Genomic DNA, 25,699 nt, shown 5'->3' on the forward strand with positions numbered 1-25,699 from the left:
TTGGGCTTTTTTACGTTTGAGCGATTGCATTCGGCCTTCGGTCGAAAGAGTCCCGCAAAAGGTTTGCCCGTTGTCCGCAACCAAAGCCACTCCACCATTTGTTAGAAAGCCTAGTCTTATGACTAGGCATTCGTCGTTTCTGAGGATCGGTATTCTAGTCTTGGACCAACGAGTCCTAGTGTGACCTTAGGCACTTATAAATAAGCCTTACTAGAAATTGCAGGGCTTCTTTATATCTATCAGAAACATTTGTGCTGTTAGAGAGCTTGCGGATCGCATGCGAACGCACAGCAACTCAACAGTGTTGTGATTTATTAGAAAGCCTAGTCTTGCGACTAGGTTTTTGTTGTTTCTAGGGAGAGGTATTTGGGGATTCGACTAACAAATCCCAGCCAATTAAGAACCATGTTATGTATTAAGGAGCATCTTTAGATTTAGATATAGCTGTGATTGTTGGCGTCTATACAATCTATACATATGGTAGCTCGCCATCTCTAAGCCACATATTCTAACTAGCTCTCAGCCAGACTCTCTTTCTATTTAGCGCTATACCTAATAGCTAAGCCATCGTCATTCCCTAGACTGACGAAGGAAGGAGTAGGGAATCTAAACTCCTGCAGATATATAGAGTAAATTCTAAAGATAGATTAGTCGCGTAAGAAGTAACACACCCAACAATGGCTTGGTGTTATACCAAGGGTTATTTGCTATTTATCCTTTCGATATAGGCAAAGATATCTTTTACATCCTTCTCATTTAAGACGGAACTCCAAGCGGGCATACCTTCATTACCATTTAACACGGTGTCGATGAGTTCTGCTTCACTTTCAAACCAAGAGTTCAATCCATCATAAATGTTCGAGGGCTGCTCTGGGAGCGCTTTTCCCGCAATACCATCACCATGGCCAAGATCGCCATGGCAGGACACGCAGAGACTCTTATAGGAGTTCTCACCAGCTTCTATATCTAAGTTAGCTGCGTATGTATTGAAGCCAATAAAGCTAGTAAGTAATAGGGTGGCGAACTTTGACATGATGACTCTCACTCATGGTGTAATTTGGGAATGAAGTAAGAGTACGATAGGTGGTATGAATATTATCTGAATGAAATGTACAAAAAAGCCGATGCATCTCTGCATCGGCTTTGTGGTGTTGTCATTACGTTTGTTATGCCGACTTCACTAAGCCTAAAGCCTTACGTGAAACCTCATGGGCAGCTTTGGTTAGGTTCTGTTTCTCAAGAGCATCAGACAGGTAACCATAATCTGAAACGTTGGAACGAAGCTCTAGCGCTTTTTCAAAGTGCGCTTGCGCTTCTGTCCACTTTTGCTCTCTTAGGTAGAACTGCGCTAGAGCACTGTGAGCTTCTGCGTTGCTATCATCTTTCTTCACTGCTTTTTCTAGCATAACAACCACAGGGTGGTGGTCGGCTAGGTTAAGTTCTGGAAGCAATGTGTATAGCTCGTTTGATTCGCTCTTAGCAATGTTCTCTTTGATGACGGTGAATGCTTCTGAGTCTGCCTTACGAGCAATTAACTGTTTAACAAAACAAGAGACAAGGTGTGTACTTTGTTTTTGCTTGCGAGATAGCTTATTCCAGTGACTGATAAGTCCCTCGCTACCCTGTTGCTTAGCGACATCGTGCAGTAGACCACATTGTGCTTTCTGTTCTAATGCGATTTGTTCTTCTGCTGTGATTAGCTTGCTTTTAACCAATTTTGGCGTCAGTTCAATCAGAGGCTGCCATAACTTCAGTTCAACGTAAGTTGTCTTTAATAGACCTAGAACAGCAGTGTTGCTTGGGTAAGTGCCTTTTAGAGTCGACAGAGTATCAAAAGCGGCTTCAAAGTTTCTCTCACTGATCTGCTGCTTAGCTTTAGTTAGTTCAACAGCAAGCTGAGAGTTATCTTGTTGGCTAGCAAGTTCGATGTACTTATCACGCTCATCTTTATTGCCTTGCTCATGTGCAGCTTGTGACGCTACTAGGTAGCAAAGCAGTGGCATGTCGTGGTGATTAGCCCAGCGCGTCACTTTTTTCTCTGCGCCTTTCCAATCACCTTCAAGCAGTTTAACGATACCTTCATTGGTGTAACGACGTGAACGTTTTTGCTTACGCACACTGAACCAGTTCCACGTAGTAGAACTTGCATATACCACCTTCTTAAACAGGTACTCAAGGCCAAAGAGTGCGGCCAATAGCGCGATCACAAAGATAACCAAGGTAGTCACACTCATCTCAATTGTTTTATTGGCAATAGAGATTAGAACGTAGCCTTGTTGTCCCGAGAACTGTGTACCGACAAATAGACCGGCGCCAAGGACTAAGAAAAGAAAAATCCAACGAATCATTATTTCTCCTCCTTGCTCGTCATTGTAGTGACTTCACGACGTAGACGGTCACGAATGACATCTGAAAGAGAGCTTTGAGACTCAAGCTTCACTGGATATTTTACAGTAATGTTTTGTTCGCTCAGTTGCTTGATGGCTTTCTCAAACTCGATTACCGAATTGTTGTCTTGGTTCAGGTATGCTGTTGACCACTCGTTCGCAGTTTCTAGCGCTGCGGTATAGATATCACCTTGCTCTTTGTAAACCGCGCGGATTGCTGTCTCAAGCTTACCCTTGATGTTTTCTCTTAAGTAAAAGTGTTGCTCTGGAGAAAGTAAGGGTACTACATCGCCATCACGGCTACGGAAAGTGATGAAGTTACCTGAAAAATCTTTTAATGAAGTCATCAAATTGGTTTGCCAGTCGTTGATGTCTCCAGAAACCACTTCTTTTTTCTGTTCCGGTGCTTCAGGCAAGATTGCATTTGCCAGAGGTAGAGTATCGACTTGTTGTTGCAGGCTGGTTAGGCGTAGCACTAAGCCGTCACGATCGATCAGTGGGATAGTGCGAAGCTTAGTTATATCGTTGGCCATGGATTGGCGCAGTGACACTAGGCTTGGATCGTTCAGTGCAGCAATGCGTTGGTCAGCACTTTCCATTAGCTTAGTTGCACTGACAGCGTCGTGTTCTAAGAACAACTTACGCCCTGCTAGTTTTACTAGGTAATCTGCCTCTGCAAGTAACCAATCATTTGGTCTGCGACCTTTCACGTCAGCGACAGCAAGCTGTAGGCTTTGAATGCTTTTCTCTTGTTGAGCTTGTACAACCTGTGTTTTTTGAACAGCCTGAGATGCCTCTTGAATGGTCTCTTGCTTCACAGCTTGAAGGTCTTTGTTAACTGCCGATTTGGTATTTTCCAACTGAGATTGAAGGGCTGCAATTTGCGCCGAGTATTCAGCATTTTTTTGCTGCATTTGGAAAGCGATACCGCCGCTGAAGATAATAGAAATCGCGATGGCAATTGCACCAAACTTGACGCCACGCTTGCCTTGCTTTTCAGCTTTAGTGATTAGCTCATTTTCTTCCGACGTTGTTTGAGGCTTGGTTTGTGGCTCTTCTGGTTTTGGGGCCTCTGCTTTTGTCTCTTCAGAACTTTCAGAGACAACATCATCTTGAACTACCGGCTGAGTTTCTGGACTTTTTTCAGGTTCAATATGCTCGTTATTTTTTTTGCTTGTCATGCTTATTTCCTGTTTCTAGCTAAGGCTGGAGAGCAGCCAGTAATATTGGGTTTGTCGCACTTGTCGTATTCGTAACTGTTGAATACCCAAGCTGTTGGGCTCGTTCTGCAATGCGTTGGCTCGGGACAAATAGATGTCTTGTGAAAAGCCAATTCGAATACTCATCAGGCATATTGGAGGTAAAGTACTCCAATTGCTCCTGACTGGTGATGACAATTTTTGAAATCTTTTGTTCAACCCATAGAGGGTAAGTATTGTGGTGGTTTATCGGAATATATTCTCTACGGTAGGTCTCACAATAGGAGACTTGTGCTCCCTGATTGACAAGAGATTCGCGTATTAGCTCGCGCCCACCGTTTCCACGCAGTATTAAGATCGCCTTATCTTGCACATTTCTTAGCTCTGGCAGCCTAAGAAGGTGTTCACTATCACTCACTTGTGGGTAGTTTACTTTTTGTTTACAAGCTTTGCTTAAAATGTGCGCGGTTTTTTGACCAACGCCAAGGTATAGAGCCGAACTGGGCCAACTTTGGTTACTTTGTGCAAGAATTCGTTGAGCTGAGGTCACGGCGTGTTGACTGACAGCAATGATAATATCGCTGGTTTGTAACAGGTCAGAAAGCGGTTTGGAGGGAGAGTTGTCAACGATGCGAATCAGTGGATGATGGATCGCAGCGATTCCATCATCCACGAGCTGTTGGCAAAGCGCTTGCCCTTCAAGACCAGGGCGAGTTACCAACACCGTCATGATTAGTCTTGGTCAGCGTAAAGCTTAGTTAGGATTTCACGGGCGCCATCATCAAGAAGTTGATTCGCAAGCTTAACACCTAATGCTTCTGCGTCTTTACGTGGGCCTTTGATCTCACCGCGTACCATTTTTGAGCCGTCCGGTTCGCCAACAAGTGCACGTAACCAGATGTCATCACCGTCGAGTAGTGAGTAACTACCGATTGGCACTTGACAACCGCCTTCTAGAGTTAGGTTCATTGCACGCTCACACAGTACGCGATCAGCCGTATCTTGGTGATTTAACGGCTCTAGCAGTTTGATTAATCGTTCATCATCCAAACGACATTCGATACCAACAGCGCCTTGACCAACAGCCGGAAGAGACTGCTCTGGCTCAATGAAGCTGCGGATACGTTCTTCTAGCTCTAGACGTTTTAGACCTGCGGCAGCAAGGATGATTGCGTCGTATTGGCCATCATCGAGTTTGCCTAAGCGCGTACCAACGTTCCCGCGTAGTTCTTTGATTACAAGGTCTGGGCGATATTCCATAAGTTGGCATTGACGGCGCAGACTACATGTACCAACAACGGCACCTTGAGGCAGCTCATCAATGTTGTTGTAGGTGTTAGATACGAAAGCGTCGCGTGGGTCTTCACGCTCACAGATCGTCACCAGACCCAAACCTTCAGGGAAGTCGACAGGCACATCTTTCATTGAGTGAACCGCTAGGTCAGCACGGCCTTCTAGCATCGCGACTTCAAGCTCTTTCACGAACAGGCCTTTACCGCCAACTTTCGCCAACGGCGTATCGAGAATGATGTCGCCTTTAGTAACCATGGTCACTAACTCAACTTCTAAACCAGGGTGCGCAGCTTGAAGGGCATCCCTTACAAAGTAGGCTTGCCAAAGAGCAAGTGGGCTTTTTCGAGTGGCGATACGGATTGGAGTTGATTGTGTCATGGTGATTCCGATATGAGTCTGTAATAGCCTAATCCTAACACTCTGGGCTGAAAATTCTTACTGTTAGATCATTGCGAGCTTTGATAGATAAAGGAATTTCATTACTTCACCAAAATAGTGTGATTGGTATCTCATTTGAAACATGGGCTATTATTAGAAATAGTCAATAAAGAGGACACTACCATGCCGTGGATTTAGCGTTTTTTCCTAGACGAACAAAGGTGGCAGCATCGCCAGCTTTGCTTTACCATTAAAGGTAAAAGTGTTAAATTGATCACGTTTTGTTGTTGCTTTCGTTCAGTAACTAAACAGAAGTGCATTTAATCTCAACCAAGGACTTACCTTGCAGGCATACACTCAGACTTTGATTCAGCGATTGGATAATCTAAATCAACAGCGCATTGATCGTGCGTTGGCGTTGATGGATTTGCAAAGTCAGCGCGTATTCCATCTTATCCCCGCACTGCTTCACTACAACCACCCAATGATGCCTGGTTTTTATGACCAACAAGTTCCTTTTGGAATTCGTAGCTTCACGCCTAATGAATTCCAAAAGCAATTTGTCGAAGATACTGAGCTGACGTTAGGCGGTAAGCTCGCCGAGACGGATAGCCCTGAGATCCTTGGTCTCTACACCATGGGCAGTACATCTTCTATTGGTCAAAGTACTTCGAGTGACCTTGATATCTGGGTGTGTGTATCACCGGATATGGATGGTGGTGCTCGCGATAGTTTGACCAACAAGTGTCTATTGATCACCGATTGGGCTCAGACGCTTGGCGTTGAAGCTAACTTCTTCCTGATGGATGAGCAGCGCTTCCGCTCGAACTATTCAGAAGAGATGACTGGTGATAACTGCGGCTCTTCTCAGCATCTACTACTACTGGATGAGTTCTATCGTTCTGCTGTGCGATTAGCGGGTCAACGCCTACTTTGGCAGATCATCCCTCCAGAAATGGAAGAGTGTTACGACGAATATGTGCAGGATCTTTGTAGCAAGGGTTACATCGATTGCTCTCAGTGGATTGATTTCGGCAAATTAAACCGAATTCCAGCGGAAGAGTACTTCGGCTCTAACCTGTGGCAGCTGTACAAGAGTATCGACTCTCCGTACAAATCGGTTTTAAAAGCGATCTTGTTAGAGGCTTACTCGTGGGAGTACCCACATACTCAACTTTTGAGTATCGATACTAAGCGTCGTTTCTTTGCTGATGAACCAGACCTATATGGGATGGACAGCTACTATTTGATGCTTGAGAAGGTAACTCGTTACCTTGAACGCATTAACGATGACACGCGTCTTGATCTTGTTCGCCGCTGTTTCTATCTCAAAACTCATGAGAAGTTATCGCGTGAGGCAGGAGTAGGGTCAGTCGCTTGGCGTCGTGAAGCGTTAACTGAGATGACCCAATCTTGGAATTGGGAACATGAGACCATCGTTGAGCTGGATAACCGTCGTAACTGGAAGGTTGAGCAAGTTAAAGTTGTACACCACGCCCTGTTAGATGCGTTGATGCTCAGCTATCGTAATCTGATTCAGTTTGCGCGTCGCAACGACATCACCTCGGCAATTAGCCCACAAGACATCAGCATTCTTGCTCGCAAGCTGTATGCAGCGTTTGAGGTACTACCGGGTAAAGTAACACTTCTAAACCCTCAGATTTCTCCGGATCTGCATGAGCCCGATCTGAGCTTTATTGAGGTAAGACAGGGCCAAACCAACAAAGCGGGTTGGTATCTCTATAAGCAGCCGTTGATTGCACATCGAATTCTTGGCCAACCATCGCTTGAGCACCATGAGTACTTGAGTAAGTTGGTTGCGTGGTCGTTCTTTAATGGATTGATCACTGAGTCAACACGTCTGCATTCTGTGGTTCGTGATGCACATATTGATATCGATAAGTTCTATCAGATGGTGAGCGACCTGCGTAACACCTTCTCACTGCGCAAGCGCCGTCCGAGTATGCAAGCACTAGCGAGCCCGTGTGAGATCAGCCAGTTGGCGATGTTCATTAACTTTGAGAACGACCCTACCTCAGAATTGAGTGCTCGCTCTTTAAAAGTTGATTTGAAGAGTGCGGATATCTTCAGTTTTGGTGAAGAAGGCCAGAGCCTAGTGGGCAGTGTCGATTTGGTTTACCGTAACTCCTGGCATGAAGTGAGAACGCTTCATTTCCAAGGTGAGACGGCAATGCTTGATGCATTAAAAACAGTACTGGGTAAGATGCACCAAGATGCGTTGCCACCAGAGTCGGTGGACGTGTTCTGTTACAGCAAAAACCTACGCGGCGTGATCCGCAATATGGTTTACCAGCTGCTGGCAGAGTGTATTGACCTACGCTTGAAACCGATCGAGCAAGAGAAGCGTCGTCGATTCAAAGCGATTCGTTTGGCGAACAAGATGTTTGGTCTGTTCTTCGAGCGTCGTGGCGTATCTGTGCAGATGTTAGAAAACTCGGTCGACTTCTATCGCAGCATCTCAACCAATAAGCTGAAAGGCTCGCCCTTGCTAATGCTGGATAAAGAGCAAGAGTACCAACTGCCAGAAGTGGTGGATGGCTTTGCTAGTGAAGGCTTGATTCAGTTCTTCTTTGAAGATACCGATCAGGGTTTCAATATCTACGTATTAGATGAGTCGAATCAGGTTGAGGTTTACCACCAATACAGTGGTCAGAAAGACGAGATGATTGCGAGTGTGAACTCTTTCTACACCTCTGTGAAAGATGATTCTAAGGTGGCGTCGAAGCTGATTAACTTCAATCTTCCTCAGTATTATCAGATTGTTCACCCTGATGATGGGCAATCTTACGTGGTGCCTTATCGTAATGATGCCACGCTCTCTTCGCGTAATTCTAAGATCGCTAACGTTTAGCAACAAAAAAGGAGTGACTGAGTCGCTCCTTTTTACATTGGTCGCTTTGGGGTATCCATTGATAGATTAAACCCAGTCGATCTCTTCACCGGCGTGCTTCTCACACTCAGTTTTCACCATTTCAAATAGCTCCATGCCTGTCTTTGAGCATGTCCATTTGTCTTCAATTAATTTGAAGTGAAAGCCGCCTGACTTAGAGGCTAGCCAGATCTCTTTCATCGGCTCTTGGCGGTTGATGATGATTTGACTGCGGTCTTCAAACTCTAGCGTCATCACGTTGCCAGTCACTTCATAATCGATGTCTGCCTCTGATTCATCGATCGCTTCTTCGATGTTTTGCATCTGTATATCGACTAGCTGATGAAATTCAGTATCGTTCATCCTTTCTATCCTATTGCTTTTCTTGAGTGTGGTGCGATTATAGGGGGCATTGAGTTAATAATCACGATATGCAAAATGAAAAAGTTAATTACCGCTCTGTTTATGTTGTCTGTTATTGGTCTTTCGGGCTGTGGTCAAACTGGTCCGCTCTACTTACCTGATGATGCGCAGCAAAATGAACAATCGCAATAAGTGAATCAACAATGTAGTAGCAATCGTAACGGATAAGGGATAAGAATTTTGGATTACTTCAACTATCAGGATGATGGCCAGCTTTGGGCTGAAAACGTCGCACTTTCACAACTGGCAGAGCAATACGGCACGCCACTGTACGTATATTCTCGTGCCACTCTAGAACGTCACTGGAATGCGTTCGACTCTTCTGTGGGTGAGCACCCTCACTTGGTTTGCTATGCCGTAAAAGCAAACTCTAACCTAGGTGTACTAAATACACTGGCAAGATTGGGTTCTGGCTTCGATATCGTATCTGGTGGTGAACTGGAACGTGTTATTGCAGCAGGTGGTGATCCATCTAAGGTTGTGTTCTCTGGTGTGGGTAAAACAGCTGCAGAGATGAAGCGTGCGCTTGAGTTGAAGATTAAGTGTTTTAACGTTGAATCAGAGCCTGAGCTAGAGCGCCTGAATAAAGTTGCCGGCGAGCTTGGCGTGAAGGCGCCGATTTCTCTGCGTATAAACCCAGACGTTGATGCAAACACTCACCCTTATATCTCTACAGGTCTACGCGACAACAAATTTGGTATCGCTTTTGACCGTGCACCAGCAGTTTACGCGTTTGCTCAGAAGCTAGAAAACCTAGAGATTCACGGCATTGATTGCCATATTGGTTCACAGCTAACAGACATTGAACCTTTTATCGATGCGACGGACCGTTTGTTGGCTCTGATCGACCAACTGCGTGCTGATGGTATTAATATTAAGCATCTTGATGTTGGTGGCGGCTTAGGTGTTGTCTACCGTGACGAATTACCACCTCAACCATCAGACTACGCGAAGGCGTTGTTGGCTCGACTGGATAATCATGCTGATCTAGAGCTGATTTTCGAACCTGGACGAGCGATTGCGGCTAACGCTGGTGTATTATTAACAAAAGTCGAATTCCTAAAACCGACTGAACATAAGAACTTTGCCATCATTGATGCTGCGATGAACGACTTGATGCGTCCTGCGCTATACCAAGCATGGCAAGACATTGTCCCTGTTGTTCCTCGAGAAGGTGAGGCCGTGACTTATGATTTAGTGGGTCCTATCTGTGAAACTGGTGATTTCCTAGGTAAAGATCGTGCGCTTGTTCTTGAAGAAGGCGATCTCCTAGCGGTGCGTTCTGCAGGTGCTTATGGCTTCGTGATGTCATCGAACTACAACACTCGCTCACGTGCAGCTGAAGTGATGGTTGATGGCGATAAAACTCACCTTGTTCGTCAGCGTGAAGAGCTAACGAGCTTGTGGGAACTTGAAAACATTCTTCCGGAGTAAGTTTAAGCGTTATGCACTTCCACTTTTCAAAAATGCATGGTTTGGGCAATGATTTCATGGTCGTGGACTGCATTACTCAAAACATCTTCTTCTCTCCAGACTTGATCCGCCGTTTGGCGGATCGTCATACCGGTGTTGGTTTCGACCAACTGCTGGTGGTTGAGGCTCCTTACGACCCAGAGACCGACTTCCACTATCGTATTTTTAATGCCGATGGCAGTGAAGTCGAACAGTGTGGTAACGGTGCTCGTTGTTTTGCTCGCTTCGTGCGAATGAAAGGGCTGACCAATAAGTACAGTATTAACGTGAGTACCAAGAAAGGTAAGATGGTTCTCAAGATTGAAGAGAACGATCAAATTACGGTTAACATGGGCGTGCCTGAGTTCGAACCAAGCAAGATCCCTTTCAAAGCCAAGCAGCCAGAGAAAACTTACATCCTGCGTACCGACGAACACACACTATTTTGTGGCGCGGTCAGCATGGGCAATCCTCACGTGGTGACCGTCGTCGATGATGTCGATACCGCAGATGTCGATACCATTGGCCCACTGTTGGAGTCTCATGAGCGCTTCCCTGAGCGTGTGAATGCAGGCTTTATGCAGGTAGTGACGCGTGATGAAGTTCGCCTACGTGTATACGAGCGTGGTGCGGGTGAGACACAAGCGTGTGGGAGCGGTGCTTGTGGTGCGGTTGCTGTCGGTATCACCCAAGGCCTGCTGTCTAACGACGTTAAAGTGAGTCTGCCTGGTGGCGACCTCCAGATCAGTTGGCAAGGGCCAGGTAAACCACTGTTTATGACTGGACCTGCAACACACGTCTTTGATGGTCAGCTCTCTTGCTGATCACCATGAATAATAAATAAGGATAGGTTTTGTCTTACGTAGAAGCCGATGCACTAACGGCAGAAGTGGTTGCTGAATATTTGCGTGATAACCCAGATTTCTTCCAAGATAGGAAAGAGCTGGTGGATCGCTTGGCGATTAACAATGTAGAGCAGGGTGCTGTCTCTTTGGTCGAAGTGCAGTTGAAGCGTCAGCGACAACGCATTGAAGAACTTGAAGAAGAGATCACAAGCTTAATGTCACTGGCAGCCAATAACGATAAAACCTTTTATGAGTTTATGGCACTGCAAGATCAAGTGCTGAAGTGTCGTGACTTCATGCAGGTGATTAAAGCGGTAGAGCAGAAAGCGACTGAACTTGGCTTGAAAGCGTATGTGCGTATTCTTTCTCAGAGCGGTTTCTATCAACTCAGTGATGAGGGTTACGCTAAATTCTCGTTGAACCATCTTAATGGTAAAGACGCGTACCTTGGGCGTTTGAGAAAGACTGATCGCCAAGACCTATTTGGCGAACAGCCGGCTCCTGAGCTAGGATCTTATGTAGTGTTACCATTGGCAAAACAGTCTCCGATTGGGTTGCTGGCCTTCTCTAGTGAAGATGGTGGTCACTTTCAGCCCTACATGGACACCCTTTTCTTGCGTCATTTAGCACTCGTTGTTGCTCATATGGCAGAGACCTTACCTTGGCAGATCGATAATGAGCCTAGAGCCCAACACACCTCTTCCCAATAGCCTTCAAAAACCACTTTCTCGTTTCTATGAATACCTGCGAAGCGAGAAAGGTCTGAGCCTGCACACGCAACGCAATTATAAACAGCAGCTAGAAACTATGGCAGCCCAATTGGTGACTCTAGGTCTCAAAGACTGGCAGCAAGTTGACGCTGCGTGGGTGCGCCAGTTAGCCAGTAAAGGCATGCGTGAAGGGATTAAAGCGAGCAGCTTGGCGACACGTCTCTCCTCATTGCGTAGTTTCTTTGATTTCTTGGTGCTGCGAGGCGAGATCTCGGCAAACCCAGCCAAGGGTGTATCGGCACCGCGTAAGCAGCGCCCGTTACCAAAGAACCTTGATGTCGATGAAGTGGGGCAGTTGCTTGAGGTCGATGAAAGCGATCCTTTGGCGATTCGAGATCGTGCGATGATGGAAGTGATGTACGGTGCCGGTCTGCGTCTTGCAGAATTGGTGGGCATCAACTTGAAGGACATTCAGGCGCGTCAGGGTGAGATACGAGTTATCGGTAAGGGTGACAAAGAGCGCAAGGCGCCTTTTTCTGGCCAGGCCAAAGAGTGTGTTGAGAAATGGCTCAAGGTGCGTGGTGAATTTGCCGCTCCTGGAGAGCCTGCACTGTTTGTCTCTAAGCTGGGTACGCGTATTTCTCACCGCAGTGTTCAGAAGCGTATGGAAGAGTGGGGTAAGAAGCAGGCGGTGGCCAGTCATATTAGCCCGCATAAGCTTCGTCACTCGTTTGCGACTCATGTACTGGAGTCCAGTCAGAACCTAAGGGCAGTTCAAGAACTCTTAGGGCATGAAAACATCTCAACAACCCAGATCTATACACACTTGGACTTTCAACACTTGGCACAAGCGTACGATCAGGCGCACCCAAGAGCCCGTAAAAGAAGCAAAGAATAAGAGGCATAGATGCAACTCTACCGTGGATTGAACCCGATTAAGGCGATGACGTTTGACCTAGATGACACACTTTATGATAACTGGCCTGTGATCATGAAAGTGGAAAAGGAGATGGCGAAGTGGCTGTTCAGTGAGCATCCTGTATCGTCAACTTTGTCGCTGGATGAGTGGCACCAAGTGAAGGTTCAAGTCGCGCAGGCCAATCCTGAGTTAAAGCATGATGTGACTTTATGGCGTGAAACGCAGATAAAACACGGGTTGATGCAGCTTGGCTACACAGAGGCGCAAGCGATGGCAGCGGCTAAGTCGGGTATTGAGCATGCATTGTGGTTGAGAAATCAAGTCGATGTTCCTCAAGAGACGCATCGCGTGATGCAAGCCTTGAGTGAAAAACTGCCTTTAGTCGCAATCACTAACGGTAATGTCGATCCACATAAAATTGGCTTGGGTGATTACTTTCAGCTGATATTGAAAGCTGGACCTGATGGTAGAGCCAAACCATACCCAGACATGTTTAACCAAGCGCAACAGCACCTAGGTATTCAAGCCGAACATATCTTGCATGTTGGTGATCACCTCATCAGTGATGTTTACGGAGCTAAGGTCAATGGTTATCAGGCGTGCTGGTTTAATGACAAAAACGTAAATATTCAGCAAGCATCGAAAGCTCGTGTGTTGCCTGATATCGAAATTTCACAATTACGAGATCTTATGCGACTAATTTAATCGCTACTCCAAGCTTATGTCGCATTTATCATAGGGTCTTGTTACATTAAGTTCCGTTTAAGAAGCTATTTTGGCTTTTTTAATCGGCAGCTGCTTTCATCGTATTAATATCCACTAAAGCCGTTGTCCTCTCTTAATACGATTACAACAAGGCTTGGCATGCATACCTATACTTTTCTCGTAACCTCTGAGGAATCCTTAGAATCTTATCTGCAACAAAAAGAGTGGCATGCCAATAAACAGTACCTTATTCAGTTACACTCGACACTTTCCAGCCAATCTGCGAGTCGTCTAGCCGACATCACACTTACTTATCTCAAAGACGCGACCCTAATTGGTCAGAGCGTTCAGCATATGATTCACAATAATCGTCAGGTGAGTAGTGGAAGTTTACTGATGATCAGTGAGTTTGAGGAGACGACGCTAAGTTCGACGGTTGTGCCATTTAGCGGCAAAACTGGGTTAGACGGATTAGCGCTGGTTAACGCACTGAACCTGACTGAACATAGCCAAACCGTGATCAGTATTTGTGACCAAGTCGAGGGCTGCGATTACCCAATCTATACCGGTTTTGACACACTGCCTTATTCGGTACCGGTCGCTGGTGGTTTGTGTCATGAGAATGCTTATGGCCGTTGGGTGATGTATAACGGTCAGGTCTATCAACACGCTTGTGTTGCGGTGGCACTGCATAACCCTAATTTAAAGGTGTGGTCGGGTGCTTATTCTGAGTGGAATCCGATCGGCATGAAGCTTAGGGTCACTCGTGCTGAAGGGCATCGTTTATACAGCCTCAACGATAAGCCTGCTATTGAGGTATTTAAGCATTACCTCGCCGATGGTAAAGATATTCCCTTTAGCCAGCTAATGAGCTTCCCCCTATATCGTGAATCCGGCAGAAAAAAGGGTATCTCGACTCCGCTGCGAATCAATGATGATGGCAGTATCGAGTTTGATAGCGCTTGGCAAGTTGGTGAAGAAGCTCAGTTCTGCTATAACCATCCGTCACTCACTGCAGAAAAGGTACGTCACGGCGCGGAAGTGCTGGCGATGCACCAGCCGGAGTCGGTGATGATCTACAACTGTGTTTCACGCTTAGAGTTCATTGATAGTCGTACCGAGCTGAAGCCGTTTGAGGGGGTTGTTGATGCATGTGGTGCCTACTGCATGGGTGAGTTGTATCGAACAGACACTCAGCAAGAGATCTTACACCATAGCCTGACTTATGTTGCGATGCGTGAATCTCATGAGTTGATTGAGTATAGCCGAACGGATGCTCATACCGATTCGATGGTGTCGCCTTTGCTTAATTTGGTGAGAAATGCCGTTGCTGACCTCGATCAGATGAACAGCCAGATGGAGAAGAAGCTTCATCAACAAGCGCGTCGCCTCACTGAAAGTTACCGAGTAGATTCTCGTACCGGTTTGCCAAATCGTATTGTGCTTAAGGAGCAGCTCAATAGCATCAAGAGTTCAGAGCATCTGCTTACCTTAAAGCTGACTAACTTCCACCAAGTGAATGAAAAGTATGGTTACCAAGTGGGGGATCAGCTGTTAAGAGACCTCTCTAATCATTTTATTGAACGACTTGAGAATAATGTGAAGCAAGACTCTCTTGAGCGAGTCGAACTGTTTAGCATCGGAGTTGGTGAGTGGGCGATCATTTTTGATGCGAAGGTCGAAAGTGAGCGGATTAAATACCGTTTTGCCCAGTTTGCCGATGACATCGAGCACATCAATTTTGAACCCTATGGTTTGGCGGACGTCGATTATCTCTCTGTGTCATTGTGTGGTGGCTTTGCTAGCCGCTGCGACTTTACTGAAGATAGTGGTGAAGAGATCCTACTAAAAGCCATTGAAGCACGGCGCTATGGGGTGCGTAACAATACCCATATTACTAACGCCAAAGACATTCAGGTTAGTGAAGAAGATCGTAAAGACCAGCTGGGTTGGCTCTCTTGCGTGAGTCGTGCCATTTTAAGTCAGAATATCATCACTTACACACAACCTATCGTCGCTGCTAGCAGCCATCAAGAGGTGAGCCAAGAGTGCTTAGTTCGCATTATGGACGACGGAACCATCGTACCTCCGGGTAAGTTTCTGCCTATCATTGCTGATACTCATCTCTACACGCGCTTAAGTCGCCACATGATTAAGAACACGATTGGTTATATGGCAGACAAACAGGGTGCATTCTCTATCAACTTGTCACCACAAGACCTTTTGAGCGATAAAACCTTGATGATTCTAGAGACGGCGATTCAAGGTATGAACGACCCAACTAGATTGGGTTTAGAAGTGTTAGAGTCTGAGCAGATCAAAGACTACGGGCGGATGATTGAGGTGTGTGACCACTTCAGAGCTTTAGGTGCGCGAATTATTGTTGATGACTTTGGCTCTGGTTACTCTAACATTGATGAAATCATCAAATTAGAACCTCAGATCATCAAGCTAGACGGCAGTCTGATTCGTAACATTGATAAAGACCCCAAACAGCGCAGTATCGCCGCTCAGTTGGTTAAGTTGTGCCAAGTCTTTAATGCTAAGACAGTAGCTGAGTTTGTTCACAATCAACAGGTGTGTGAACTCGCGGAAGATATGGGAATTGACTATCTCCAAGGCTACTACTTTGGCGAACCTAAACGTTTGTTCTAACAAAAAACGTTTCGATTAAAGGCCCTTAATACACAGTGTGATGTGCACACAGATCTCGAGAAATTCGCTGCATATTCTATGATTTATTAAGGAATCATCCTTTACTGAGCTCACAGATCTTACAGGATGATTGTAAGTAATACGTGCAAGGCTTATCGATAATCAGCACAATAACAAATCATTAATGCAGCGATTAATGTGGTTATGCAGTCATTTTCTCTCTTTATACATGATATAGAGCAGCTTGCAGTTGAGTTAGAGACTGTGAGTTTCGCAACCAGCGATACGCTTTTGGTACAGGTTTTCTCTTCTTTTGAGCAAGAGAGAGTAGAGGCTGCGTGTCAGATTATTCACGCGCATTTCCCTGATTGCACTTCCATCGGCTGTAGCGCTGAACATTTTATTGATAGGGGCGAGCTAAGCCATCAAGGATTGTTGGTTGTCTTTAGTTGGTTCTCTTCGACAACGATTAGCTCAGCCGTGGTTCCATATAGTGATGATTTGGTTCGCGATAGCAATAATATGCTACGCCAACTCGAATGCCACGATGGCACTCAAACGGCGATCTGTTTTGTTGATCGTCTGACGCTTGATAAAAACGACCTCTTTTATGCCTTTGAGCGTTCTGACCTCAATATTCCAATCTGTGGCGGTGCCTCTACCATCACTCCATCTGGACGCTGGGTGATGAGTAACGGGCGTTGTTATCAAGAAGCCTATGTGATGGCTGCGCTGCATAGTGAAAAGCTCGCTGTGAATCGCGGTTATTTCACTGAGTGGAACCCCATTGGCAAAACCTTCCGTGTTACTGCTGCTCAAGGTACTCATCTGATTCAACTTGATGGCGTGCCAATTCGTGAGCTTTATAACCGCTATCTTGCTGATGGCCTCGAAGTCCCTTTCGAACAACTGCACAACTTCCCGTTGATGGTTGGAGATCCAAAAAAACAGAATATCTATTTACCGATCAGGATTGCTGATAATGAGGAAATGGAATTCAGCGGCGAGTTTCAAGTCGGTGAAGAGGTGCGCTTTTGCTACGATCACCCATCACTAACCCTAGAACAAGTCAGATTGGGGGTTGAGCAGGTAGCGTTACACTCGCCTGAGTGCTTTTTTGTCTATAACTGCACCTCCCGTTTGGACTTCATTGAAGGAAACCAAGAGGTTGAGATCTTCCAGAAGCTGACCGACACTTATGGCGTTTACTGTATGGGTGAACTCTTCTATGAACAAGGCCAACAACGCTTGTTGCATCACAGCTTAACCTATATGGCACTCAGTGAAGGGGACAACGCCAATTGTCGCCAGTTAAGTAGTCAACCTGCCAGCAATATTTCACCCCTGTTTTCACTGATTCGTAATGCCTTAATGGATGTCGATGACATGAACAACAGCATGGTCAACAAGATTCAACAACAGGCGAGCGCCCTAACCGCCAGTTATCGTGTTGATCGTCGTACAGGTTTGCCTAATCGTAGTGTATTGCGTGAAAGATTGGCTCGAATGGGCGGTGCTAGCCACTTGCTGACGCTTAAGGTCACGACGTTTAGTCAGATTAATGAGAAGTACGGCTATCGCGTTGGGGACAAGCTTCTTAATGACCTGAGTGATCACTTCCAAAGCTCACTGACTCGCTTTTTTGAACAAGAGTGTCAGCTATATAGCGTGGGCATCGGTGAGTGGGCGGTAGTATTCGATAGCTTGGCAAGCGATGAGTACATACAACAACGCTTCTCTGAGTTTGCTGATGAGACCGAGCATGTGAACTTTGAGCCGATGGGGCTTCCTGATATTGATTACTTGTCAGTTTCGATTGGTGCTGGAATTGCCAGTCGCCGTGATTTTCCGACAACGTCCATTGATGATTTGTTGCTGAAGTCCATAGATGCTCGCCGCAGTGCAGTGAGTCAAAATAAGCATCTGGTTAACGCAAAGACCTTGGTTCAGCGAGAGAAGCAGCGTCAAGAGCAGCTTCGTTGGTTATCTTGTGTTAGCCGAGCTGTGATGAATCAGAATGTGGTTGCCTGTTCTCAACCGATCGTATCGGCGCACACCCACCAAGTAGAGAGCCATGAATGTTTGGTTCGAATTGAGGAAGAGGGTGAGCTGATCACTCCGGGACGCTTCTTACCGATTATTGAGGGAACTCATCTTTATACCCGCTTAAGCCGTCAGATGATTTCGCGTACCTTTGACTTTATGAGTACGAGAACCGACTCATTCAGTATAAACCTTGCACCACAAGATTTTACCAATGAGAAAACGGTGCTGCACCTTGAGCAAGCAATCAAAAGCATTAGTCATCCTCAGCGAATAGGTTTAGAGGTATTAGAAACCGAACAGATCAAAGACTATGGTCGCTTAATCGAAATCTGTAATCACTTTAGAGAGCTTGGTGTGAATATTATTGTTGATGACTTTGGCTCTGGATATTCCAATATTGATGAGATCCTCAAGCTAGAGCCTCAGGTGATTAAGCTTGATGGGAGTTTGATTCGCAATATTGATCAGGATAAGAAGCAGCGCAAGATAGCGCAGCAGTTGGTCAGCTTGTGTCAGATTCTAAATGCTAAAACCGTGGCAGAATTTGTTCACAATCAAGAGGTGTGTCGTATCGCAGAAGATATGGGAGTCGATTACCTACAAGGTTACTTCGTCGGCGAACCCACGCGTTTGTTCTGATATTCGAGCGATTGTTTCACGTGAAACGTAAAGAGCGAGTCTTGGCTCGCTCTTTTATTTTTACTTCAGGGCATGACCGCTTTTGTCAGCTTGGAATGCCTTTAGGTAGTGATGGAAGTACTGGTTTAGTTCTTGAGCTTGCTCGGTTTCACCCAATTGACTCAGTAATAGGTTTCCAACCTCACAGGTACATAAGTGCCCTGAATCTTGGTTGCGCCTTAAGGTATAGGCTGAGTCTAAGCTTGGGGTAAGGTGTACCTGTGGAATGCTCTGCAACCACGGGCTCTTATTCATCATCTTTTTAGCTTCTTGCCATGTCCCGTCAAGCACAATAAACAGGAGCTTTTGATTTTCGACTGGGTACACCTCAGTGATCTCACTGACATCAATACTTTGTTCACTTGGAAATAGCAGCAAAGCCTGAACTGTATCATCCTGGATCATCGCCATTAATTCTGCTGGTGCGCTTTTGCGTTGCCAAACATAACTTTGGCAGTTGGGTAGTGTCTGCTGCAGTAGCTTTCCAGTATTGGTATCGCGCTTGAGTTCGTTCTCATGAGTAAGCAGTGCAATGTTCACAGAGCTCTCAAGTGCGGGTATCTGTGGGCAAATGCATTGATGAGTGAAGCCACATTGCTGGCAAGCCATTCGCTTTTCCATACTAGAGCTTAACTCCTTTCTGCATTGGGGAGATCTCGTCAGCAAACAGTGTTACTTGGCTCACCTTGTCGCTGGTGATTTTAGGGGCAACGCTTGGATTAAGTGGGTAACTAACACCTGAGTACTGCAAAACATGTTGTGCTGGTGTCGCACCACCGCCACTGACGTTAAACACGAGATCTTGCCACCCGTTGTGTTGCTCTTCTCCCAAGTGAATCTTTCCTTGCACTAAGGTCACTCGGCTGTTGAAGCGCCATTGTTGTTGATGGTTTTCAAAAACAAGTAGGGTACATCCTCCAGAACCACACCAGTTCAGTTGTGCCAGCAATTCCTCTTGTCCATCACCATTGAGGTCATAGGTCAGCCAACGATATTGGGTATCGTCTGTCGAAGTGTTGTGGATCTTAAAATAGTCACGGATCGCGCGGTCGACCTTGGGATCAAGTTGATCGCTGCCATTGATTTTTTGTAGTGTAAGATCGGCTGCGGGTTTAGGCGTTGACGTCAGATCTTGTTGTTTCGCTTTGAACAACACTAAACCTCCGTCGGCTATTGGGTACACGACATTACCAACACGCTCTTTTTTCGCTGTCAGTTGGCTGCCTTCACGAGTAAAAATACGCTCTGAGATTAGATACTGCTGCTGGTGGCGCGTCATCACTACTTGAACTTGGTCAGCGTTGAGTTGCTGCCAGAATCCTTGCTCAATAATAGGGTCATCGCCGTTGCTGTATGAGTAGGTGGTGACTGCACTGTGGTCAGCATTCAACTTCAGAGTAACCGAGAAACCGGCATTCTGTGTTGAGCTGGCAAAATAGCGATCAGCCCATTCTAGAGTTGGATCTTGATTCGAGAGCGTAGCGCAGCCTTTGTGTGCCTTTTCATTGATGGTGAGATCGGCACTCCAGCCATATAGGCTATCGCTCATTGTATCGTTGCAGCGGCTCTTGGTTAGGTTCAGCTCGGCATCGTCTTGATCACTACTCAACTGATAGTTGCGTTGTTCGTTACTAATGCGGCTTGATTGAATCTTAAAAGCTTGAGGTGTCTCACCCATTTTTGAGTAGGTCACTTGGCTCTTGTCGAATTGCGCAGACCAAAAAGGCTCATTGCCAAAAGCACGCGTTGATTTGAGGGGCTGGCTGCAACGGTTAGGGTTCTCTGCTGTGAGAATATTGACTTGGTCGACAACAAAGCGAGCTGTGAAATCGGCGTTGTACCCGGTTTGACTCGGCACAGTCAGGTGGCCAATCAGTTCGCCATACATAGGTTGATAGGGTGTATTGGAGAGTCCTTGAGCTTCTAGTGCTAGTTCTGGTGACAAATCTAGCCAGTATTGTTCTTGGCTGCCGCAAGGGGTAAAGGTGCGGCTCTCATGTCCAACAATCACCTGGCCGCGCATAATAAAGGTTTGCGGTTGAATGGTACTTGGCGCATCTAGGCTAGCTGCGGGTGATTTTTCTGGTTCAGAAGTGGACTGTTGGGTTTGGCTACAACCCGTTAGAGCGATGGCTGTGAGCCACACCGCTGGGTTTTTAAGTACCTTCATGTTATATCTTCCTCGGAGCAACCGTTAATTGGATTTATTATGGCATATTGGTTATTTAAAACAGAACCCGACACCTTTTCTATTCATACTCTGCGAGCACAAAACACCTCTTGCTGGGAGGGGGTTCGTAACTACCAAGCCCGTAATATGATGCGAGATCAGGTCAAACTGGGTGATCTAGTGATGATTTACCACTCGTCATGCAAGAAAGTTGGCGTCGCTGGTATCGCTAAAGTGACGCGAGAGGCGTATCCAGATCATTTTCAGTTTGATCCAGAGAGTGACTATTACGATGCCAAATCGTCACCGGATAACCCTCGCTGGGTAATGGTCGATGTCGAGTATGTTCGAACCACCGAACGCTTGATCCCCCTAGCGACGCTAAAAGCGATGCCTGAACTTGAGAATATGCCTTTGGTAAAGCGTGGTAACCGCTTATCCATCATGCCAGTGACGGAGCAAGAGTGGCAGGCTATTCTAAGCAAAGAGGTGCTGGGTTCTCGCTAGCTTTAGAGCTTATGGGAACGTGAAGGTTCAAAAAAGGCAGCGCTAGGCTGCCTTTTTAGTTTTAGAAGAAGAGGGCGTTACAGTAGATGCTCTTCAAGATAGTGAGCCACGGCATCATCTGCGTTACTACCAATCACTTCATTGTTCGGTAGTGCTTGCATCACTTTTTCATGCGATGTGCCCATTACCAAGCCCTTACCTGCCATTGCTAACATTTCAGCATCGTTCATACCATCACCAAAAGCAATGCAGTTCTCTAGAGTAAGGTTTAGCGATTTTGCCACGGCTTCTAACGCATGGCCCTTAGAGACTTCTGCAGCCATCACTTCCAAACACCAAGGGGTAGAGAAGGCGATATTCAGTTTATCGCCAAAGGTTTCTCGCAACTTCTGCTCGAACGTCACTAGGTATTCATGATCGTGTTCTGGGTGAGTAAAGAAGACCTTAGCAATGCCGTCAGTGGGTGCTTGCTCCGCTTCAAAGCGTTTGTAGCTAAAGCCTGACTCACTATGGAACTTAGCAAGCATCTCATCTTCGCGATCCAACAACCAATCTTCGTTTTGGTACATGTGGATGAAAATGTTTGGATCTTGACGAACAATGTCGACCACAGGCTGCACAAGCTCTTGAGGTACATTCTGGCTGTACATCAGTTGGTCGTCTTGATCATGCACACGCGCGCCGTTAGAGGTGATCATATACGCTGGAATACCGGCTTGTTGACGAATACCTGCAACGTCAACGTGATGTCGACCAGTGGCAAAGATAAAGGTGAAGCCTTGCTGGTGTAACTTCTTCAACGTCTGCTTGGTAAAGTCACTCAACTTATGGTTGGGAGCGAGCAGCGTGCCATCAAGATCAGAGGCAACAATATTGATGGAATCTTTTAGTGCAGGAATCGTCATTTAACCCTCGATACAGCGTACTTGACTAATAGAGACACCAAGCAATGGCTGGTGTCCAATGTTGTAGGACAAATTGTACGTGAAATTAGCTCAACAAAAGAGGGCAAAGCTCTATTACTTGTCTTCCTCTTTACCAAATCTTTTTATCGAAAAAACGCAACAATTGAGTCTAAGGTTTGATTGCGATATTGGTCGATTTCAAACAGCACTTCATGTCTTGAACCTTGGATGCTGATCATCTCGCTGTTTGTATTCGTTTTGCGCAGTTTATTGATGAAGCTTTGTTGAGCTTGGTTACAAACGATCTGCTCGTTCCCCGCTTGAATCAACAAAAGAGGAATTTTAATTTGGCGCGTCTGTTGAATCGCTTGCTTAGCAGCCATTAACCCTTGCCACACCCAGCGCGTACTTGGACCACCAACTTGAATCTCTGGGTTGTCGTCATACAGTTTTCTGAACCATTGGTAACGAACTTTGCTCTGACTGAGTAGGTTGTTTTCAAAAGGTTTCGCGTAATACGCCTTATGTCCGGGTGCATAGGTTGGCTTGGCGTAAAGCCCCGTTAGCAGTTGTGCAACGAACATAGCGATGGGTTTGAGATACCAATCAGTATTGACGCCAAACATAGGCGCACATAAGACGACTTTTTCAAAGCGGTGATCTGGTGTTGTTTGCAGATAGCGAGTCGCGATGGTACTGCCCATTGAATGGGCGAGTAAGTAGCGTTGCTCATATTTGTCGAGTGGGAAGTGCTGGAGAATTTCACGCATATCACGGATGTAATCATCAAACTCATGAATATGACCAATGTCAGAGTCTTGCACACTGCGTTGTGAACGACCTTGACCTTGATGATCAAAAGAGTAAATGTCATAACCTTGATGGTAGAGATCGTAGAAAAGCTCTTGGTATTTTTCGCAGCACTCTATGCGCCCATTCGAGATAACAATCGCTTTGCTATGCTGTGGAGAAGTAAAGCTCGACCAGTAGAGTTTTTTCTTGCTCAATGAGGTGACGTAACCTTCATTTCGTTGTTGCCAAAAGGCTGAGATCGGGTGTTTAATCGCTTCCTCAAATTGAGGCTCTTGAGTGAAATAAGAAGGTGCGGCAGCGCTGTTTGCCATGAGAAGTTACCTGAAAGAATACTGATGAGAGCTTTATCGCTATTGATGTTATTAGATTAAAGTACTGCTAAGGAAATGCAATGGATACTCATGTTTGGCTCGCTTATGTCGTGACCGCAATTCTGTTTAGTTTAGCGCCGGGTTCCGGTACCGTGAATTCGATCAGCAATGGCCTCAGCTATGGTACTCGTAAATCATTGGCTTCTATTGCAGGCCTGCAAATTGGGTTGGCATTTCATATCTTATTGGTCGGTGCAGGGATTGGTGCGCTGGTGGCTAAATCCGCGTTTGCGTTCACATTAATTAAATGGGTAGGTGTGGTTTATCTCATCTGGCTCGGTATTCAAAAGTGGCGCGATACCTCTAGTATGGTTGCGACAGAAGAGGGTACATCGCAGTCAAGTTGGGCACTTTTGCGCAATGCGGTGTTAATTAATCTTACAAACCCGAAATCTATTGTATTTTTGGTTGCATTGTTCCCGCAATTTATAGACCCTTCACAACCCCAAGCTCCACAACTTTTGGTACTCGGTGTGACAACAGTATTCATTGATAGTGTTGTTATGTTGGGCTACACCTCATTGGCGTCACAAATGGGACGTTTTATTCGTTCAGATCGCGTAATGGGTAAGATAAATAAGATTTTTGGTGGTATGTTCATGGGTTGCGGTGCGCTGCTTGCCGCTGCTAAGGCTTAACCAATCATAGAGTTAGAAAATAGATGACCGCTACATACGTCGCTCGACAACCTATCTTTAACCGAAAAAAACATACTCTTGGTTATGAGTTGTTGTTTCGTGATGGGGACAATAACGCCTATCCAGCGCATATTGAGTCGAATAGAGCTACGTATCGTCTGATCGTCGAAAACTTTTTATCGGTGGGTCTCAACCCATCGATTCCTTCATCGCGCTGCTTCATTAATTTCCCGTATCAAAGTCTATTGCGCCGCCTTCCTCAAAGCTTGCCAAAAGACAAAGTGGTTATCGAAATCTTGGAGACCTGTCCACCGACACCTGAGCTGTTAGAGGCGGTGAAAGATCTCTATAAACAGGGTTACATGATTGCTCTGGACGACTTTACCTCGACACCAGAGTGGGAAGCCTTTCTTAAATACACGCACATTGTAAAGCTCGACATTATGCAGATGGGCTTAGATGCCGCGTGTGAATTGGTGCAAAAACATCAAGGCAAGAAATACAGCTTTCTCGCAGAGCGTGTTGAAACTGAAGAAGAATTTCAACGAGCCAAGCAGGCGGGTTTTAAGTTTTTTCAGGGCTATTTTTTCAGTAAGCCAGAGATGGTTAAGACTAAATACATCAGCCCTGAACATGTGATTGCGATGGAGTTGTTCCAAGAGGTCTGCAAGCCGAATGTCGACTTTAAGCGCGTAGAAAGCATTGTGGCAAAGGATGTCGCGCTCTCTTACAAGCTACTCCGTTTTGTGAATACCATGTCGCCACGTCTGGAAGTCAGCATCTCCTCATTTCGTCAGGCGCTAGTGTATTTAGGGCAAGACAACCTCAAGATGTTTGTGTCATTGGCGGTTGCCTCTTATGTCTCTGATAAGAAACCAAAAGAGTTATACAGCTTATCTCTACAACGTGCTCAGTTCTGTCAGCGTATGTCGCGCTATCAACCCTTTGAAGGGCATACTGAACAGGCCTTCATGATTGGGCTGTTCTCACTGTTGGATGCGTTACTCGATCTGTCGTTAGAGCACTTAGTTGAACAGTTGCCGTTATGTAAGATCATTAAGTTGGCGCTGTTGCGTCGAGAGGGGCCATATGGTCAGCTGCTGGCTCTAGAAGAGAGCTTTGAGCATGCCGATTGGCGTCAGATAGAAGAGCATTGTAATACGTTAGGACTCAGTGTTGAGCAGGTTAAAACTGAGCTCGCTGAGGCGCAACGTTGGAGCCATAGCATTACTAGTCAAACCTAGCTGTTCGAATATTAAACTTTTATGACAGTAGAAACGCACGCCTTGACGTGCGTTTTTTTATAACTAATATATACGTATATCCATATATGAGAATACAAGTATGCTTCCTCACCAGTTCTTTAAATTATTGTCCGATGAAACGCGAGTACGTTGCCTAATGATGATTGTACGCCAAGAGTGTTTATCTGTTGGTGAGCTAACTGAAGCACTGCAAGAGAGTCAGCCAAAGGTATCTCGTCACCTAGCGCAGTTGCGCTCAAACGGGATCCTAACGGACGTTCGTCAAGGGCAGTGGGTGTTCTACCGCCTGTCCAAAGATTTACCGGGTTGGATGCTAAAGTTAATTGATGACCTTATCGCATCCAACTGTTTGAAAACCGAATATCAGCAAGACATTGAGCGTTTAGAAGCGATGACTTCACGCCCTCAATGTTGCGTTTAATCGAATATTTTTAGATTCACCACTAACTG

General features: G+C 45.9%; 23 protein-coding genes. 13 read left to right on the forward strand and 10 right to left on the reverse strand.

What is annotated here, in order from left to right:
* Positions 1–700: 700 nt before the first annotated feature.
* From KI743_RS13440 to hemC, 5 genes are all read right to left on the reverse strand, one after another.
* Positions 701–1,033, reverse strand: a complete 333-nt coding sequence (locus KI743_RS13440; RefSeq protein WP_285466802.1) for a cytochrome c — start codon at positions 1,031–1,033, stop codon at positions 701–703.
* A gap of 133 nt (positions 1,034–1,166) precedes the next feature.
* Entirely contained in the window at positions 1,167–2,348 is a 1,182-nt protein-coding gene (locus KI743_RS13445; protein ID WP_285466803.1) for a heme biosynthesis protein HemY, read from the reverse strand.
* Positions 2,348–3,568, reverse strand: a complete 1,221-nt coding sequence (locus tag KI743_RS13450) for a uroporphyrinogen-III C-methyltransferase (RefSeq protein ID WP_285466804.1) — start codon at positions 3,566–3,568, stop codon at positions 2,348–2,350. Before KI743_RS13450 ends, KI743_RS13445 begins: the two co-directional genes overlap by 1 nt.
* A 19-nt stretch (positions 3,569–3,587) precedes the next feature.
* Positions 3,588–4,316 carry a uroporphyrinogen-III synthase gene (locus KI743_RS13455; protein WP_285466805.1) on the reverse strand — a complete coding sequence of 243 codons (729 nt, stop codon included), beginning with the start codon at positions 4,314–4,316 and terminating at the stop codon, positions 3,588–3,590.
* A gap of 2 nt (positions 4,317–4,318) precedes the next feature.
* Positions 4,319–5,257, reverse strand: coding sequence for a hydroxymethylbilane synthase (gene hemC, locus KI743_RS13460; RefSeq protein WP_032553343.1), 939 nt, complete (start codon positions 5,255–5,257; stop codon positions 4,319–4,321).
* Positions 5,258–5,600: 343 nt separating this feature from the next.
* On the opposite strand from hemC, the gene KI743_RS13465 reads away from it, so the two are divergent.
* Positions 5,601–8,129, forward strand: a complete 2,529-nt coding sequence (locus tag KI743_RS13465; RefSeq protein ID WP_285466806.1) for a class I adenylate cyclase — start codon at positions 5,601–5,603, stop codon at positions 8,127–8,129.
* A gap of 66 nt (positions 8,130–8,195) precedes the next feature.
* On the opposite strand, the gene cyaY is transcribed toward KI743_RS13465, so the two are convergent.
* Positions 8,196–8,510, reverse strand: coding sequence for an iron donor protein CyaY (cyaY, locus tag KI743_RS13470; protein WP_032553345.1), 315 nt, complete (start codon positions 8,508–8,510; stop codon positions 8,196–8,198).
* Between cyaY and KI743_RS13475 the strand changes: the two genes are divergently transcribed.
* From KI743_RS13475 to KI743_RS13510, 8 genes are all read left to right on the forward strand, one after another.
* Positions 8,490–8,702, forward strand: a complete 213-nt coding sequence (locus tag KI743_RS13475; RefSeq protein ID WP_084181926.1) for a lipoprotein — start codon at positions 8,490–8,492, stop codon at positions 8,700–8,702. The genes cyaY and KI743_RS13475 overlap by 21 nt on opposite strands.
* A 48-nt stretch (positions 8,703–8,750) precedes the next feature.
* The gene (gene lysA / locus KI743_RS13480) at positions 8,751–10,004 is read left to right on the forward strand and encodes a diaminopimelate decarboxylase (RefSeq protein ID WP_032553347.1); all 1,254 of its coding nucleotides are present in this window, start codon (positions 8,751–8,753) and stop codon (positions 10,002–10,004) included.
* Between the two features lie 11 nt (positions 10,005–10,015).
* On the forward strand, positions 10,016–10,846 hold the full coding sequence (dapF, locus tag KI743_RS13485; protein ID WP_032553348.1) for a diaminopimelate epimerase: 831 nt from the start codon (positions 10,016–10,018) through the stop codon (positions 10,844–10,846).
* Between the two features lie 29 nt (positions 10,847–10,875).
* The gene (locus KI743_RS13490) at positions 10,876–11,577 is read left to right on the forward strand and encodes a DUF484 family protein (protein WP_150873386.1); all 702 of its coding nucleotides are present in this window, start codon (positions 10,876–10,878) and stop codon (positions 11,575–11,577) included.
* Positions 11,543–12,475 carry a tyrosine recombinase XerC gene (gene xerC, locus KI743_RS13495; protein ID WP_150897451.1) on the forward strand — a complete coding sequence of 311 codons (933 nt, stop codon included), beginning with the start codon at positions 11,543–11,545 and terminating at the stop codon, positions 12,473–12,475. The genes KI743_RS13490 and xerC overlap by 35 nt, the downstream gene beginning before the upstream one ends.
* Before the next feature lie 9 nt (positions 12,476–12,484).
* Positions 12,485–13,201, forward strand: coding sequence for a 5-amino-6-(5-phospho-D-ribitylamino)uracil phosphatase YigB (gene yigB / locus KI743_RS13500; RefSeq protein ID WP_285466807.1), 717 nt, complete (start codon positions 12,485–12,487; stop codon positions 13,199–13,201).
* A 159-nt stretch (positions 13,202–13,360) separates the two neighbouring features.
* Positions 13,361–15,856 (forward strand): EAL domain-containing protein, encoded by a 2,496-nt coding sequence (locus KI743_RS13505; RefSeq protein ID WP_285466808.1) that lies wholly within the window; start codon positions 13,361–13,363, stop codon positions 15,854–15,856.
* Positions 15,857–16,060: 204 nt separating this feature from the next.
* On the forward strand, positions 16,061–18,541 hold the full coding sequence (locus KI743_RS13510; RefSeq protein WP_285466809.1) for an EAL domain-containing protein: 2,481 nt from the start codon (positions 16,061–16,063) through the stop codon (positions 18,539–18,541).
* 60 nt (positions 18,542–18,601) lie between these two features.
* On the opposite strand, the gene KI743_RS13515 is transcribed toward KI743_RS13510, so the two are convergent.
* Both KI743_RS13515 and KI743_RS13520 read right to left on the reverse strand, forming a co-directional pair.
* Positions 18,602–19,201: a tRNA-uridine aminocarboxypropyltransferase gene (locus tag KI743_RS13515; protein ID WP_285466810.1), complete on the reverse strand. Its 600-nt coding sequence runs from the start codon at positions 19,199–19,201 to the stop codon at positions 18,602–18,604.
* A gap of 1 nt (position 19,202) precedes the next feature.
* A complete protein-coding gene (locus KI743_RS13520) occupies positions 19,203–20,750 on the reverse strand; it encodes a COG3650 family protein (protein ID WP_285466811.1) in 1,548 nt (515 codons plus the stop codon).
* A 39-nt stretch (positions 20,751–20,789) separates the two neighbouring features.
* On the opposite strand from KI743_RS13520, the gene KI743_RS13525 reads away from it, so the two are divergent.
* Positions 20,790–21,257 carry an EVE domain-containing protein gene (locus KI743_RS13525; RefSeq protein WP_150897445.1) on the forward strand — a complete coding sequence of 156 codons (468 nt, stop codon included), beginning with the start codon at positions 20,790–20,792 and terminating at the stop codon, positions 21,255–21,257.
* Positions 21,258–21,334: 77 nt separating this feature from the next.
* Here the strand turns inward: KI743_RS13525 and KI743_RS13530 are convergent, their stop codons facing one another.
* Both KI743_RS13530 and KI743_RS13535 read right to left on the reverse strand, forming a co-directional pair.
* The gene (locus KI743_RS13530) at positions 21,335–22,162 is read right to left on the reverse strand and encodes a Cof-type HAD-IIB family hydrolase (RefSeq protein ID WP_285466815.1); all 828 of its coding nucleotides are present in this window, start codon (positions 22,160–22,162) and stop codon (positions 21,335–21,337) included.
* A 143-nt stretch (positions 22,163–22,305) separates the two neighbouring features.
* Positions 22,306–23,286 (reverse strand): alpha/beta fold hydrolase, encoded by a 981-nt coding sequence (locus KI743_RS13535; protein WP_285466816.1) that lies wholly within the window; start codon positions 23,284–23,286, stop codon positions 22,306–22,308.
* An 80-nt stretch (positions 23,287–23,366) separates the two neighbouring features.
* On the opposite strand from KI743_RS13535, the gene rhtB reads away from it, so the two are divergent.
* From rhtB to KI743_RS13550, 3 genes are all read left to right on the forward strand, one after another.
* Positions 23,367–23,984: a homoserine/homoserine lactone efflux protein gene (gene rhtB, locus KI743_RS13540; protein WP_285466817.1), complete on the forward strand. Its 618-nt coding sequence runs from the start codon at positions 23,367–23,369 to the stop codon at positions 23,982–23,984.
* Positions 23,985–24,007: 23 nt separating this feature from the next.
* Positions 24,008–25,228, forward strand: a complete 1,221-nt coding sequence (locus KI743_RS13545) for an EAL and HDOD domain-containing protein (protein WP_285466818.1) — start codon at positions 24,008–24,010, stop codon at positions 25,226–25,228.
* Positions 25,229–25,328: 100 nt separating this feature from the next.
* Positions 25,329–25,670, forward strand: coding sequence for a helix-turn-helix transcriptional regulator (locus KI743_RS13550; RefSeq protein WP_150897441.1), 342 nt, complete (start codon positions 25,329–25,331; stop codon positions 25,668–25,670).
* Positions 25,671–25,699 lie beyond the last annotated feature (29 nt).

Origin of the sequence: Vibrio sp. D420a, from assembly GCF_030248625.1 — a bacterium.
Classification (GTDB): domain Bacteria; phylum Pseudomonadota; class Gammaproteobacteria; order Enterobacterales; family Vibrionaceae; genus Vibrio; species Vibrio fortis_A.